The organism is Vibrio sp. 661 (assembly GCF_033339315.1).
GTDB classification, from domain to species: domain Bacteria; phylum Pseudomonadota; class Gammaproteobacteria; order Enterobacterales; family Vibrionaceae; genus Vibrio; species Vibrio alginolyticus.
Genome location: NZ_JAWOUJ010000004.1, coordinates 282,722 through 298,283, shown reverse-complemented (window position 1 = coordinate 298,283; position 15,562 = coordinate 282,722). Strand labels below are relative to the sequence as shown.

Here is a 15,562-nt window from a genome sequence, read left to right as displayed (position 1 = left end):
GATTCAGAATCTACCAACAAAAAGTGCTGTAACAGAGGGGGATTTTCTCTTGCTTCACAGCACGTTGATAGTAGATTCCTAATCTTGCTTAGGCTCGTCGGAATGACGGACTCATTCATTTTTAAAAAGAACCGAGGCCAATCCCAACGCTCGTCATTCTGAACAGCGAGGGACGAGCGTGATTCAGAATCTACCAACAAAAAGTGCTGTGGCAGAGGAGTTTTCTCTGGCTTCACAGCACGTTGATATTAAATTCCTGATCTTGCTTGGGCTCGTCGGAACGACGAGGTCTTTCTTCTCGCCTTAAACAATAAAGCTTGCGCCTTCTTCTGCACTCGATACGTTTTGGCGGATCACGCTAAACAGACCTCGTCCCCAAGTTTGTTGGGTCGATTCGGTATCGAAATGAATCAACTCGCGACCAGTGGTGTCGCTTAAGTTGTTCAGTTCACCCGTTTGGCAATCCAGACGAATCAAATCACCGTTGCGCACCAAACCAATCGCGCCACCACGAATGGCTTCTGGAGAAACGTGAATCGCAGACGGAATTTTACCGGATGCACCAGATAAACGACCGTCCGTCACTAGCGCGACTTTAAAGCCCGCTTTTTGCACGTTCCCTAAAATTGGCATCAGCTTGTGCAGTTCAGGCATGCCGTTTGCCGCTGGGCCGTTGTGTGTGACCACAACGATGCAGTCTTTGTTCAGGTCGCCACGTTTGTACGCGGCCTCCACTTCGTGTTGGCATTGGAATACGATCGCTGGTGCCACAATCACGCGTTGCTCTTCTTTCACCGCAGACACTTTCACCACGGCTTTGCCTAAGTTGCCAGTCAATACGCGAGTGCCGCCAGTATTTTGGAATGTGGCGTCTGGTTTGGCGATCACGTCACCGTCTTGGCTGCCTTGGCACGATGTCCAGGTCAGTTGACCATCGACAAGGCTCGGTAGCGTCATTTGGTCTTCAAATTCACCAAACACGGGTTTCACATCGCGATGCAAAAGCTCGGATTCGTTCAAGCGGTGCAATAACGCAGGCACGCCACCCGCGTCTTGGAACGCGTTCATATCGGCTGGGCCGTTCGGGTAAACGCGAGCTAACAAAGGAACCACATCCGACAGATCGCTGATGTCTTGCCACGTGAGCAAGATGCCAGCAGCACGCGCCACGGCGATCATATGAATGGTGTGATTGGTACTGCCGCCAGATGCGAGTAGAGCGATGATGCCGTTGACCAAGCTCTTTTCTGTGACCACTTCTGCCAACGGACGGAAGTGTGCAGAACCCGCCGTCATTGAGGCGATTTTCAGAGCCGCGTGATCGGTTAACGCTTTACGCAGTTGGGTATGGGGATGAATGAATGCCGAACCTGGCAGCATCAAGCCCATGGCTTCGAACACCAACTGGTTGGTGTTGGCTGTGCCGTAAAACGTACACGTCCCCGCAGAGTGGTAAGCGCGACACTCCATATCCAGCAGAGCGTCTTTGCCGACTTCACCCGCTGCGTATTTTTGGCGCACGTCGACTTTCTCTTCGTTGCTGATGCCCGTAGCCATCAGACCCGCTGGTACAAACGCAGTCGGCAGGTGCGCGTAAGACAGTGCGCCCATCAGTTGCCCCGGTGCGATTTTGTCACAGATGCCAAGCAGTAATGTGGCATCAAAGACATTGTGACTCAAAGACAATGCCGTTGATTGCGCAATTAAGTCACGCGAAAACAGCGACATATCCATGCCTGCTTGACCTTGAGTCACCCCATCGCACATCGCTGGCACACAACCTGCGACTTGCGCCGTATGGCCGTAGTCCGCCAGCACTTTTTTGATTTGTGCTGGGTAGTCTTGGTACGGCTGGTGGGCGCTCAACATGTCGTTGTAGGCGCTGATCAGCGCGACATTGGCATGAGTAAAATCGAGAATATTTTTCTTTTCAGAAGAGCAAGAAGCGGCGACTGCATGGGCTAAGTTACCACAAGATAAACCAACACGGCCTTTGCCAGCTTCGGCTTGCACTTCGGTGCGAGCAAGAAAGGCAGCGCGCGCTTCACGGCTGCGCTCGGTCAAACGCTGTGTGACCTCAAGAACAACAGAGTGAGTCATTACGCCACCTCGATCGCTTGCATTTTGATTAGCTCAGCGGCAGAGCGTTCCACCACGTCGCTGATGTCTCCGTCGATACTGACGATCAGAGTTTGAGGCTCGTTGTCTGGGCGCTCTAGCGTCTCGAATTGGCTCTTCACCATGTTTTCTTTCATGAAGTGGCCTTTGCGCATACGCATGCGATTAAGGATCAACTCCCTATCGCCATCAAGGAACAGGAAGGTCACGTTGTTGTTGCCTTCGCGGATCTGATCGCGGTAAATCTTTTTCAGTGCTGAACAGACAATGATGCCGTGTTCGTTTTTGCTTTCTAGGCTGTACGCCGCATCACGAATGCGTTCTAGCCATGGCTTGCGATCATCATCGTTCAGAGGCTGGCCCGATGCCATTTTCTGAATGTTCGCTCGTGGATGAAGATCATCACCATCAATGAATTTACGCCCTAGCTTTTTCGCTAGATGCTCACCAATTGTGCTTTTACCACTAGCACAAACGCCCATAACGATGACACTACTACCAGCCATAACTTATCCTCATAACCAAATTTGCGCGTGATCTCAATTTTTGAATTCACTTTAAAATATGGGTTTATCTTATTCATGTTATCGGTAACATGTTACCGGTAACATGTTACCGGTAACTGAAATAAATGTGAACCATAACACAAACAATAATTCTTAAAGGTGAACCTATGGAGCAATTAACCCAAGCCCCAGATCCTACGTTCCTACTGACGATTGCAGGCCTTGCCATTGCAGCGTTACTCGTTCTGATCATTAAACTGAAAGTCCATGCTTTTGCTTCCCTTACTATGGTGAGTTTAGGTACGGCAATCGCCACTGGCGTTCCTTCTGAGAAAGTCGTATCGACCATGATGGGCGGCTTCGGCGGCACACTGGCTTCCGTGGCATTGCTGGTTGGTCTTGGTGCGATGATCGGTAAAATTCTTGAAGTGACTGGCGGTGCGAAAGTGCTGGCAGACACTTTGATTGGTCGCTTTGGTAAAGAGCGCGCACCATTTGCTTTGGGCGTCGCTTCATTACTGTTTGGCTTCCCAATCTTCTTCGATGCTGGCCTTGTAGTGATGATGCCAATCATCCTAAGTGTGGCGGCTCGTTTTGGTGGCTCACCAATTAAATACGCGTTGCCAGCAGCCGGTGCTTTTGCGGTTATGCACGCGTTTGTTCCACCACATCCAGGTCCGGTTGCAGCGGCAGAATTCCTTGGCGCAAACATCGGTCTGTTATTGGTGGTGGGTATTCTGGTGGCTATTCCAACTTGGTACCTTGGCGCTTACCTATTTGGTTTGTACGCGGGCAAAAAATTCGATATCCCACTATCTAAAGCCTTCTTTAATGGCGAAGCGATGGTGGATGAGCGCAACGCACCAAAATTTGGCACGGTTATGACCATCCTTGTGCTGCCAGTACTGCTAATCTGTTTGGATACGGTATTGAACACACTGGCGGTTGCGGGTGTGATTGATGGTAAAACGGCACTGGTTGAGTTCCTACGTATGCTAGGTAAAACCCCAGTTGCGTTGCTGATCACTTTGATTGTCTGTCTGGCTGTGTTTGCCAAAGACTACGGCATGGCAAAACTAGAAAAATTATGTGGTGAGTCATTGGCTCCTATCTGTGGTGTTATCCTAGTAACGGGTGCAGGTGGCATGTTTGGCGGCGTACTGCGCTCAAGCGGTATTGGTGATGCACTGGCTGACGTTCTTACAGACACAGGTATGCCTGTGATTGTGGCGGCGTTTGTGATTTCAACTTGTCTGCGTGTTGCTCAAGGCTCGGCAACCGTAGCGCTAACCACTACGGCGGCTCTTATCGCTCCAGTTGTGGCAGCATCAACAGGTTTGAGTGAACTCGACCTTTGCTTTATCGTAATCGCGATTGCGGGTGGTGCAACGGTACTGTCTCACTTCAATGACTCTGGTTTCTGGTTGGTATCTCGTCTGCTTGAGATGGATGAGAAAACCACATTAAAAACTTGGACGGTAATGGAAACGTTACTTGGCAGTATCGCGTTTATTATCGTCGCAACATTAAGCTTTATTCTTTAGAGGTTCCCCATGACAACACTTGAACAACGATTAAGAGAAATCAAAATCGTCCCAGTTATCGCAATCAACGACGTAGCACACGCTCTGCCACTGGCAAAAGTGTTGGTAGAAAACGGTTTACCATGTGCGGAAGTGACATTCCGCACCGAAGCTGCGGCGGAGTCGATTCGCATCATGCGTGAAGCGTACCCAGAATTGTTGATTGGCGCGGGCACCGTTCTGACCACAGAACAAGTGGACATCGCGATCGAAGCGGGCGTGGACTTTATCGTTAGCCCAGGCTTCAACCCAACCACAGTGAAATACTGTCAGCAACGTGGCGTGACTATCGTACCGGGTGTAAACAACCCAAGCTTGGTTGAGCAAGCGATGGAAATGGGTCTGCGTACGTTGAAGTTCTTCCCTGCTGAGCCATCAGGCGGCGTAAGCATGCTGAAAGCACTCACGGCGGTTTACCCAGTTGAATTCATGCCAACAGGTGGCGTAAGCCCATCCAACGTGGAAGATTACCTAGCGCTGAAATCGGTTGTAGCTTGTGGCGGTACGTGGATGGTGCCAACCGCAATGATGGACAACGGCGATTGGGAAGGCATTGCTGAATTGGTTCGCGCAGTTAAGTAAAACGCACAAACGGCTCCGAAATGCCCCCGAACGTTGGGAAACGTGATACGAAAAAGGGTCATCAAGTAACTTGATGACCCTTTTTCTTTTTGGGATGAAACGGCTTTAGAAGTGATGCTTCATAAAGCGCTTAATAAAGCGAATGAAATCGGCTTCGGCTAGCTTCGCGCACTTCAATGTTTGGGCGTGAGACAATTCTACATCTCCCAAGCCTTCTGCCATGTTGGTGATCGCACATACTGCCAATACGGGTAAGCCGCAATGCGCCGCAGAAATCACTTCTGGCACGACCGACATGCCCACGACATCACCACCGATGATTTGCATCATGCGGATTTCGGCTGCGGTCTCAAAATTGGGGCCTGTGTAAGAGACAAACACACCTTCATTCAGGTGAATACCATTGGCTTTGCCGACTTCAAACGCTTCTGTGCGTAGGTCTTTGTCGTACGCATTGGCGAGGCTGAAAAACCTCGGGCCGTACTCTTCATCATTCGGACCGATCATTGGCGATTCAGGCATGGTATTAATGTGATCATGAAATACCACCAGAGAACCGACATCAATGCGTTCAGGGCGAAGTGAGCCTGCCGCGTTGGTGACGAGCAAAAATTCACAGCCCAGCTTTTTAAAGGTGCGTACGGGCGTGGTCATGACCTTCATTGAGCCGTGTTCGTAGTAGTGACCGCGACCTTTCATGCACACTACGTCTACGCCGCCCATGGTACCAAGCACCAACTCACCAGAGTGGCCTTGCACGGTGCTAACCGGAAAGCCTTCGAGCTCTTCGTATGGAATGACCACTTTGTCTTGTAGTTCGTCTGCCAATACGCCTAAGCCTGAGCCTAAAATAAACGCCGCTTTAGGTTGGAAGTTTGGTTTGCGTTCGCGAATGGTTTGTAGCCCGCCGATTACTGGATCGTGATTCATGTTAGTCACCTTCTGGTTGTGTGTTGATTCCATTGTGTGACTTTCTGCGCTGGTTATCTTTGCTTTATTCGCTACTATCATCCTTAAAAAGAGGATGATGAAATTCGCTAGGACTCAATGCATGAAGTCAGAACCATTTGAGCGCGTGACGCTGAAGATGCTGCGTTACTTTTACGAGGTCGCACAAACCAAGCATTTCACTAAGGCGGCCGAGAACCTCAATATCACCAATTCGCCGTTGAGCAATCGCATCAAAGAGTTGGAAGAGGTGCTTAACGTCAAACTGTTTGAGCGCGATTCAAGAAATGTCATGCTGACGGAGGCCGGGCGATTGTTGGAGTCCAAATGCCAACTGATTTTTCAGACCTTGGATGTCTCGCTCAATCAAGTGCAGCAAGTGGGGTTGAACCAGAGAAATATCCTGCGAGTTGGTGTGGTAAGTAGCGCATTTTGGGGCGGATTTGATCGTCTGTTACAGCGCTTCCATGCTGAGCATGACACTTATCACGCCGACATTTTTGACCTTAACCCAGAGACGCAAAAGAAGCATCTGAGCGAGAAGAAAATCGATGTGGGCATTGTGCGTTTTGCTGATGCACTCAACATTTATCCGTATCAGTCGGTATCTTTGGGCAAAGATGTGTTTGTGGTGGCGGTGTCGGAGCAACATGAGTTAGCCAGCAAATCTTTGCTGCGGCTCCAAGATTTAAAGACGTGTGAGTTTGCGTTTATGAGTTTGGCGAATTCTGCCTCGGCAAACTTCATCATCAATGCCTGTCTGCAAGAAGGCTTTTCACCCCATATTGGCAAACAAGTGGTGGAGCCAAGCACCTTGATGGCATATGTAGCAAACAGCAATACCGTGACGTTGGTTCCGTCGACGTTTTCTCAGCATCATTGGCATGGGATTCGTTTTATCAAGCTGAAAGAGTCACTGCGTGCAGACTTGTGTCTGATTCATGATGGTAAGCAAGAGAGTGCTATTAAAGCCGAGTTTATTCGCACATTATTAGAGAATGCGAGTTAAGCATGGGATAACAAAAAAAGGTCATCCTAAGATGACCTTTTCAAATGATTCGCTGAAATCAGCAATGCGATTAGCGCGCAATTAACGCATCGTTACGAACTCTTCAGAGCCCGTTGGGTGGATAGCCACAACAGAGTCGAAGTCTGCTTTGGTTGCGCCCATCTTCATTGCTACGCCGAAGCCTTGGATCATTTCATCTACCGTGAAACCGATGCCGTGTAGGCCAACAACCGTTTCTTCTTCGCCCGCACATACAAGCTTCATCTTACATGGTTGACGGTGCTTAGTAACAGCGGTGTACATCGCAGTAAAGCCAGATGTGTAGACTTTGATGTTGTCTTTGCCGTACTTCTCTTCTGCTTCTTGCGTTGTAAGACCGATAGTGCCGATTGGTGGGTGGCTAAATACCACAGTTGGTACCAAATCGTAGTCCATCTTCGCGTTTGGTTTGTTGTTGAAAAGACGCTCAGAAAGTTGACGACCCGCTTTCACTGCTACTGGTGTTAGTTCGATACCGCCTTCCATGATGTCACCCACACAGTAGATGCCTTTCACGTTAGTTTCTTGGTATTCGTCTACCTTGATGTAGCCTTTTTCGTTCGTTGCCACGCCGGTTGACGCTAGGTTGATTGCGTCTGTCGCAGGGTGACGACCGATTGCCCAAATCAGTTGGTCAACGTTTTGGCTTTCACCGTTTTCTAGGTGCAGAGTTAGGCTGCCATCGGCTTCTTTTACCACTTCTTTTGGTACAGAGTGGGTGTGCAGTTTTGGACCTTCTGCGTCCATCACTTCAACCAACGTATCGATGATCATTGGATCGAAGCTACGCAGTGGTGACTCTTTACGTACGAACAGGTGCGTTTCTGTACCTAGCGCGTGCAGTACGCCAGCAATTTCAACTGCGATGTAGCCAGCACCCACAACCGCAACGCGTTTTGGTTGCTCTGCTAGGTCGAAGAAGCCGTTTGAATCGATGCCGTATTCAGCGCCTGGAATGTTTGGAATAGTAGGACGACCACCAACCGCGATCAGGATGTGATCCGCAGTATAATGTTCACCGTTTACTTCTACGGTTTTCTCGTCAACAAACTTAGCAAAGCCTTTAATCACGTTTACTTTGTTGTTGCCAAGAACGCGATCGTAAGATTGGTGAATACGACCAATGTACGCCTGACGGCTCTCAACCAGTTTGCTCCAGTCGAAACCTTTCACGTCGACATCAAAACCGTAATCTTCTGCGTACAGGTTCATTGCTTCTGCGATTTGTGCGCCGTGCCACATCACTTTTTTCGGTACACAACCTACGTTTACACAGGTACCGCCAAGGTCTTGAGCTTCGATTAGCGCAACTTTCGCGCCGTACATCGCCGCACGGTTTGCAGATGCGATGCCGCCACTGCCGCCACCGATACAGATATAGTCAAAATGAGTCGCCATTACTTTCTCCAAGAGCTTATAAATTTTATCTGGTACATAGATAGATTGGGATGACCTTGTCCGAACTCAATGCCACCGTTATCCCACTATCATAAATCGAATTCGGCTAATTCCTAAATGGGAAAAAGCGACAATACTTATGACAAATAGCGATGAGAGGCACAAAAAGAAGAATAAGCACGATTGGAGGAAGAAGGTGAGAGCATAAAAAAGCGCAACGAGAATGTCGTTGCGCTTGAAGATATCAGTACTGAAGTGCTTACTCTGGCACAATCCAGTCCACTTTCCAGTGGCCAGTTGCTGGTGCGATCGCGTCTTGCAGGAATGGCAGAATCTCTTTCATCTGGCTTTCCAGTTTCCATGGCGGGTTAATCACAATCATGCCGGATGCCGTCATGCCGCGCTCGTTGGTATCTGGTGCAACACCTAACTCGATTTGCAGAATTTTACGAATGCCCAGTGCTTCCAAGCCTTCGATCATATCTTCGATGTCGTGACGGTTTACCACTGGGTACCAAATCGCGTAGATACCGGTTGCCCAACGTTTATGGCTCTGATGAATCGCTCGCACCACATCGCGGTACTCTTTCGCGAGTTCGTATGGTGGGTCAATCAGCACCAAACCACGACGTTCTTGTGGCGGTAAGCTTGCTTTGAGGCGTTGGAATCCGTCCTCTTTGAAGATGCTCACTTGGCGATCACGATGGAATTCTTGCTCTAACAATGGGTGATCGGCTGGGTGCAACTCGGTCAGCACCATGCGATCTTGTGGGCGGATTTGCGCGCGCGCTACACGTGGTGAGCCTGGGTAGTAACGCAGCTTCTCGCCGTTGTTGAGCACTTTAATGGCATCGATGTAGCTTTTGATGTCTTTGGGAATGCTTGGGTTATCCCAGATACGTGCGATGCCTTGTTTGTATTCACCCGTTTTTTCAGACCATTCGTGAGTCAGATCGTAACGGCCCACACCCGAGTGGGTATCGTGATAAACGAATGGCTTATCTTTTTGTTTCAGCGCATCAAGAATGAGGCTTTGAACGATGTGTTTGACCACGTCGGCATGGTTGCCAGCGTGGAAGCTGTGGCGGTAACTTAACAAATTAAACTCTCGAAACACTCTTTGGCTGAGTGTGGTCTGTGATTTTCACTCTATGGCGGTATTATACTCAAGTAACTTAAAGATGTAGAACTTCCAATCAAATCTGTTCCTCTGATAAGGGGACGCTATTGAAATTTCTTTAAGTCACCCACACTTACTATTGGTAATCGAATTGAACTAGGTGAGTTTCTCGCACTCAAAAGGGTGTGAAATTTCATTTAGGTATAACAAGACTCAAGGACAGAGTAGCGCTGGTTGACTATATGATGGTCATCGCGGCATAGAGAAAGGGAACGGAGCTCCCCCAATCCATGTTGCTGGCTCGTCTGTACATTGAGTTGGCCTATCTACACAAAATAGACAGGCAATCACAGAGTCAAAACACAAAAGGAATTATTCATGTCTAATCCTCTTCTGACGTTTACGGACCTACCTCCGTTTTCTCAAATTAAACCAGAACACATCAAGCCTGCCGTTGAGCAAGCGATTGCTGACTGCCGAGCAAAAATCGATGAAGTTCTACAAGACAACGCTCACCCAACTTGGGACAGTGTGATTGCGCCAATTGAAGAAGCGGATGATCGCTTAAGCCGCATCTGGTCGCCAGTGGGTCACATGAACTCGGTAGTGAACAGCGAAGAGCTACGTGAAGCTTACGAAAGTTGCCTACCAATTTTGTCAGAGTACGGCACTTGGGTTGGTCAGCACAAAGGGTTGTACGAAGCGTACAAAACCATCAAAGCGAGCGAAGAATTTGCAACGTTAACTCGTGCCCAGCAGAAAACCATCACTGATGCACTGCGTGATTTCGAGTTATCAGGCATTGGTTTGCCATCCGATGAGCAGCACCGTTACGGCGAGATCAGCAAACGTATGTCTGAGCTGAGCTCTAAATTCTCTAACAATGTGCTGGATGCCACCATGGGTTGGACCAAGCACATCACAGACGAGAAAGACCTAGCAGGTATGCCAGAATCGGCGCTGGCAGCAGCGAAAGCTGCCGCAGAAGCAAAAGAGTTAGATGGTTACCTCATTACGCTAGATATCCCATCTTACCTACCTGTCATGACGTACTGCGATAACCAAGAGTTGCGTAAAGAAGTGTACGAAGCGTACGTGACGCGCGCTTCTGATCGAGGTCCAAACGCAGGCAAATGGGATAACTCAGAAATCATTACTGAGCAGCTAAAACTGCGCCATGAAATTTCACGTATGCTAGGTTTCAATACTTACAGTGAAAAGTCGTTAGCAACAAAGATGGCTGAAACGCCGGATCAAGTGCTGGGCTTCCTGAATGACCTAGCGACACGAGCGAAACCGCAAGGTGAACGTGAAGTCGAAGAGTTACGTCAGTTTGCGAAAAGTGAGTTTGGTGTTGAAGAGCTGAACGTTTGGGATATCGCTTACTACAGCGAGAAACAAAAGCAGCACCTGTTCCAAATTTCGGATGAAGAACTGCGCCCATACTTCCCAGAGTCAAAAGTCGTGAGCGGTCTGTTTGAAGTGCTAAACCGCGTGTTTGGCATGACCGTTACTGAGCGCGAAGGCGTAGACACTTGGCATGAGTCCGTGCGCTTTTTCGATCTCTTTGATGCTGAAGGCACACTCCGTGGCAGCTTCTACCTAGATCTCTACGCTCGTGAACACAAACGTGGCGGCGCGTGGATGGATGATTGTCGTGGTCGTCGCGTTACGCTATCTGGCGAGCTGCAAACGCCGGTTGCGTATCTAACGTGTAACTTCAACCGTCCAGTGGGCGACAAACCAGCACTGTTCACGCACGATGAAGTCGTGACGCTATTCCATGAGTTTGGTCATGGAATCCACCACATGTTGACGCAAGTTGATACAGGTGCTGTTTCAGGTATTAATGGCGTGCCTTGGGATGCGGTTGAGCTCCCAAGTCAGTTCCTAGAAAACTGGTGTTGGGAAGAGGATGCGCTGGCGTTCATTTCTGGTCACTATGAGACAGGTGAGCCGCTACCGAAAGCGATGCTAGACAAAATGCTCGCAGCGAAAAACTTCCAATCTGCGATGGGTATTTTGCGTCAGCTAGAATTCGGCTTGTTCGATTTCACGCTTCACACTGAATATGACCCAGAAGTGGGTGCGCGTGTACTGGAAACTCTGGCGAAAGTGAAAGAGAAAGTCGCGGTAGTTCCTGCGGTTGAGTGGGCGCGTTTCTCACACAGCTTCGGCCATATTTTTGCTGGTGGCTACAGTGCGGGTTACTACAGCTACCTATGGGCTGAAGTGCTGTCGTCAGACGCGTATTCTCGCTTTGAAGAAGAAGGCATCTTCAACAAAGAGACGGGTCTAAGCTTCCTGAACAACATCCTAGAAATGGGGGGCAGTGAAGAGCCAATGGAGCTGTTCAAGCGCTTCCGTGGCCGCGAGCCACAAATCGACGCACTGTTGCGCCATTCGGGTATTGCGGCGTAAATTGAGCAAAAAACATCAAGGCCAACCGAACGGTTGGCCTTTTTTGTACATTTTTTATAAAAAATTTTACGGATTTACGTTGCGGTTGATCGGGTTCTGCAACGATATCAATGTCTCCGTGGACTGAACCTCATCAATGGCTTGCAGCTTGTCGATCAGTACAAATTGCAGCTCTTCAATCGATTTGCACATCAATTTGACGAATATGTTATACGCGCCCGTGGTGTAGTAAGCTTCAACGACTTCGTCGAGCGCGTTGAGTTTTTCTAACGCGGAGTGGTAATCACGAGCTGCATTGAGGTTAATACCAATAAAGCAGCACACATCGTAGCCAAGCTTTTTGGTATTGATGATCACCTCCGTTCCTTCGATGATGTCCGCCGACTTCATCTTCTCGATACGCACATGGATAGTGGCAGGGCTGACATCGAACTGCTTTGCCATTTCTGCGTAGGGCGTTCTGGCGTCAGCCATCAGTGTTTTTAATATTGCGCGGTCAAGGTCGTCGAGTTTCGGCAGGCTCGCATTCATACTATGATTTCCGTTAGGGATAGAGTTTTACCTCCCTTTTATACTCATAGCGGATAGGATTCACAAGGTTTGGCAGGAGTAACTGCGGGTTAACTCCGAGCTATGGAGATAATGTGCAGCGTTTTCTGGTTATTGCCGCGCTATGTTGGAGCGCGTTTGCTACGGCCTCAGATCCGAAGGTGTTGGTCGTGCACTCCTATCATCAGGGGTTTTTCTGGACGGACTCCATACAGCGAGGCATCGAGCAACAGCTGGGCGATCGAGCGCTGGACATGCGTGTGCTCTATCTAGACTCGAAACGTAACCAGAGTGAGCAGTTTTTTGCGCAACTAAAATCCTTGTATCTTACGAAATTACGCAAAGAGCGATTCGATGCCATTTTAGTGAGCGATAACAATGCACTTGAACTCATGCAGCGTTTAGCCCCAATCATCAAAGACACCCCAGTTATATTTAACGGCATTAATAACTACCATCCTTCTTTACATCGTTCTCTGAATGCAACCGGAGTCATGGAAGATGTCGATTTGGAAGCGAATCTCGCTCTTATTGAGCGCTTACATCCGAACTACACACAAGTTCTCATCGTCAGTGACCACTCGGTGACCGGTGAGGTGTTGCGTTATCAAATCGACAATTTTGTCCTCAAGTTCCCGCAATATCGAGACAAAATCGTACAAGTTGTCCCAGACAGTATCATCGATCTAAAACAACAAGTCGCAAAACTGAGTTCCGATAAAGTCGTCTTGTTCTGGACCTATTACCGAGATAAACAAGGTATGGTTGGCAGCGAGCGTGACTGGGTTGGTGTCAACAAAGTCTCAAACGCGCCGCTGTTTATGGTGCATGACATTGGTTTGGGTCATGGCGCAGTTGGAGGGGTTATTCAAAGTGGTTATCGGCATGGTATTGAGAGTGCAGAGATGCTTGAATTCGTTTTGGATAACCCTGATCAGCCTCTGCCAGCCGTGAAAAAAAGTGATTCTGAAATAAAGCTCGATTACCAAGCGGTAGCGCGTTGGGGATTGGGGGCTGAACAAGAGGTTTCTGCGGTATTTTTTAATAAGCCAATGAAGCTTTCTGAACGTTTTGCCAAGGAAATTCGCCTGTTTGGTAGCCTGTTTGTGGTGATGTCGGTGGTCATTTTGCTGATGGGTTATTATTTACAGCGGATGCGTCGAAGTGAGAGCGCTGTGCGAGAAAGCCAGGCTATTCTAGAATCGATTTTCGATCAGAGTATGCAGTATATGGGCATTTTGGATGCCAACGGTGTGCTTAAATCGGGCAACGATCACCTTCAATCCTTACTTTATCACCAAGGACTGCGTTTAGACCGACCACTTTGGTTTCATCCCAACTGGAGTGAGAAAGCCCAAGTGCTGCTAGAGGAGTATTTCCATGCGCCTCACCATCAAGTGTCGACGTTTGAAGCTGAAATTTGGAGTAAAGAACACGGCGCCTTGGTATTAGAAGTTTCGCTCAAGCCTTTTTCTCAGCAAGTAGGGAATCATAAGCAATACTTGTTTGAAGCGCGCGATATTACCAGTCGTAAATTGATGGAGGACAAGCTCTACCAACGTGAGTCAACCCTACGCAACTATTACGAGCAGCAGCCCGTGATGATGGTGACGCTTGATAGTAATAACCGAATTCAAGAAGTGAATCGATTTGCTCAACTACTTCTTGGCTACAAACCGATGGACATGCTCGGACATCGCCTGAGGGAGTTCTATTTTGATGACAAAGTGCTGTTCCCTCGCCAAGTGTTATTGCAACCCAACCAGCAAGTGCATGGTGTTTGGCGACGTGAAGTCGAGTATCGTCATGCAAATGGTCATCGTGTTTGGGTGCGCGAGAATATTCGTCCGCTGAGTGAATCTGAGCAACTGCTGATTGTGGGCGAAGATATTACCGAAACCAAACTGCTCTCCGAGAAATTGGAATACCAAGCTCGCTATGACTTACTGACGGGGACTTACAACAGAAACCATTTTGAACTAGAGCTTAAGACCGCACTGTGCGAAGTGGACAGCCATCGTCGAGTCCACGCCATGCTGTACCTCGACTTAGATCAGCTAAAAGTCCTCAATGATACGGTTGGGCATGATGCAGGTGATGCGGCGATTCAATTCTGCGCCAGTATGCTGGAAGGCGTTCTGCCGTACAATTCCATCTTGGCTCGAATGGGAGGCGATGAGTTTGCGGTGTTACTCAAAGACTGTGACGAATATGGCGCCATCAATATTGCCAAACTGATCATCTCGACACTAAGCGAACACCTCTTTATTTGGGAAGACACACGCCTGTTCATCAGTTGCTCAATTGGTATCCGTATCATCGATCATACCGCTGATACGCCACAAATGGTGCACGCTCAAGCAGACTCTGCTTGTCACGCCGCTAAAGAGCAAGGCCGTAACCGCTATAATCTATTCAGCTTAGATAACGAAGAGTTGCAGCGTCGTCAGATGGAAATGCAGAGCGTCAATTTGGTGCATGAGGCATTGTCGAATCAACGTTTAGAACTGTTTGCTCAACCGATAAAAAGCTTACAAAAGCACGAGACTCAAATGTATTTTGAGATTTTGGTGCGTATTCGCAATGGGTACGGTGATTATGTTTCTCCTGCACTGTTTATCCCTGCTTCCGAGCGCTACAACATTGCCCATTGGATTGATAAGCAGGTTATTACTCAAACGCTAGAGTGGTTTGAACAGCGTCCTGAGGTGATTGAACAGCTTGGTCGCTGTTCGATAAACCTTTCAGGTCAATCTATGGGGAATCAAGAGTTTATTGACTTCTTATTGGAGCGATTGGAAAGTTCGACTCTGCCGTGTGAAAAAATCTGCTTAGAAATCACCGAGACAGCGGCGATGAGCAATCTGGATCAAGCCATTGAGCTGTTTACCAAGCTAAAGTCTTTGGGTTGCATGATTGCATTGGATGATTTCGGATCTGGATTGTCTTCATTTGGTTACTTAAAGAAACTTCCTGTCGATATCGTGAAAATTGATGGTCTTTTCGTGCAAGATATCAACATAAATGAAATGGACCGCGTGATGGTTCGTTCAATCAATGACTTGGCGAAACAGCTCGGCAAAGTGACGGTGGCGGAGTTTGTCGAAAATGACCAGGTTATGCAGCATTTGATAGACCTCGGTGTGGACTACGGCCAAGGCTACGGTATTGGCCATCCTAAGCCGCTTTCTGAGCTAGTGGAGCAACTGACGGCTGTATAACCTCTGCGTAGCAAGCTCAACCTAGCATTAATAGGTAACTTAGGTATACACTCAGCGCCAGTTACCTC

The 15,562-nt window shown here is 48.5% G+C and carries 11 protein-coding genes; 5 read left to right on the top strand and 6 right to left on the bottom strand.

Features of this window, described 5'->3' with window-relative positions; genetic code table 11:
• Positions 1-303: 303 nt before the first annotated feature.
• Together edd and R7P69_RS11555 are read right to left on the bottom strand one after the other, a co-directional pair.
• On the bottom strand, positions 304-2,100 hold the full coding sequence (gene edd, locus R7P69_RS11560) for a phosphogluconate dehydratase (RefSeq protein WP_213912312.1): 1,797 nt from the start codon (positions 2,098-2,100) through the stop codon (positions 304-306).
• Entirely contained in the window at positions 2,100-2,624 is a 525-nt protein-coding gene (locus R7P69_RS11555; protein ID WP_005379140.1) for a gluconokinase, read from the bottom strand. The genes edd and R7P69_RS11555 overlap by 1 nt, the downstream gene beginning before the upstream one ends.
• 167 nt (positions 2,625-2,791) lie before the next feature.
• Here R7P69_RS11555 and R7P69_RS11550 point away from each other — a divergent pair, with 167 nt between their 5' ends.
• Both R7P69_RS11550 and R7P69_RS11545 read left to right on the top strand, forming a co-directional pair.
• Positions 2,792-4,168 (top strand): GntP family permease, encoded by a 1,377-nt coding sequence (locus tag R7P69_RS11550; RefSeq protein WP_182016010.1) that lies wholly within the window; start codon positions 2,792-2,794, stop codon positions 4,166-4,168.
• 9 nt (positions 4,169-4,177) lie between these two features.
• Positions 4,178-4,789, top strand: coding sequence for a bifunctional 4-hydroxy-2-oxoglutarate aldolase/2-dehydro-3-deoxy-phosphogluconate aldolase (locus tag R7P69_RS11545; RefSeq protein WP_005379148.1), 612 nt, complete (start codon positions 4,178-4,180; stop codon positions 4,787-4,789).
• A 105-nt stretch (positions 4,790-4,894) separates the two neighbouring features.
• Here R7P69_RS11545 and xapA read toward each other — a convergent pair whose 3' ends face one another.
• Positions 4,895-5,719, bottom strand: a complete 825-nt coding sequence (xapA, locus tag R7P69_RS11540) for a xanthosine phosphorylase (RefSeq protein ID WP_258619053.1) — start codon at positions 5,717-5,719, stop codon at positions 4,895-4,897.
• A gap of 121 nt (positions 5,720-5,840) precedes the next feature.
• Here xapA and R7P69_RS11535 point away from each other — a divergent pair, with 121 nt between their 5' ends.
• Entirely contained in the window at positions 5,841-6,746 is a 906-nt protein-coding gene (locus R7P69_RS11535; RefSeq protein WP_005379156.1) for a LysR family transcriptional regulator, read from the top strand.
• An 81-nt stretch (positions 6,747-6,827) separates the two neighbouring features.
• Here R7P69_RS11535 and gorA read toward each other — a convergent pair whose 3' ends face one another.
• Positions 6,828-8,183, bottom strand: a complete 1,356-nt coding sequence (gorA, locus tag R7P69_RS11530; protein WP_005379157.1) for a glutathione-disulfide reductase — start codon at positions 8,181-8,183, stop codon at positions 6,828-6,830.
• Between the two features lie 259 nt (positions 8,184-8,442).
• A complete protein-coding gene (locus R7P69_RS11525; RefSeq protein WP_047103871.1) occupies positions 8,443-9,282 on the bottom strand; it encodes a 23S rRNA (adenine(2030)-N(6))-methyltransferase RlmJ in 840 nt (279 codons plus the stop codon).
• 399 nt (positions 9,283-9,681) lie between these two features.
• Between R7P69_RS11525 and prlC the strand changes: the two genes are divergently transcribed.
• The gene (gene prlC / locus R7P69_RS11520) at positions 9,682-11,724 is read left to right on the top strand and encodes an oligopeptidase A (protein ID WP_258619052.1); all 2,043 of its coding nucleotides are present in this window, start codon (positions 9,682-9,684) and stop codon (positions 11,722-11,724) included.
• A gap of 66 nt (positions 11,725-11,790) precedes the next feature.
• Here the strand turns inward: prlC and asnC are convergent, their stop codons facing one another.
• On the bottom strand, positions 11,791-12,255 hold the full coding sequence (gene asnC, locus R7P69_RS11515) for a transcriptional regulator AsnC (RefSeq protein ID WP_005389595.1): 465 nt from the start codon (positions 12,253-12,255) through the stop codon (positions 11,791-11,793).
• 113 nt (positions 12,256-12,368) lie between these two features.
• Here asnC and R7P69_RS11510 point away from each other — a divergent pair, with 113 nt between their 5' ends.
• Positions 12,369-15,494, top strand: coding sequence for an EAL domain-containing protein (locus R7P69_RS11510; RefSeq protein WP_238952167.1), 3,126 nt, complete (start codon positions 12,369-12,371; stop codon positions 15,492-15,494).
• Positions 15,495-15,562 lie beyond the last annotated feature (68 nt).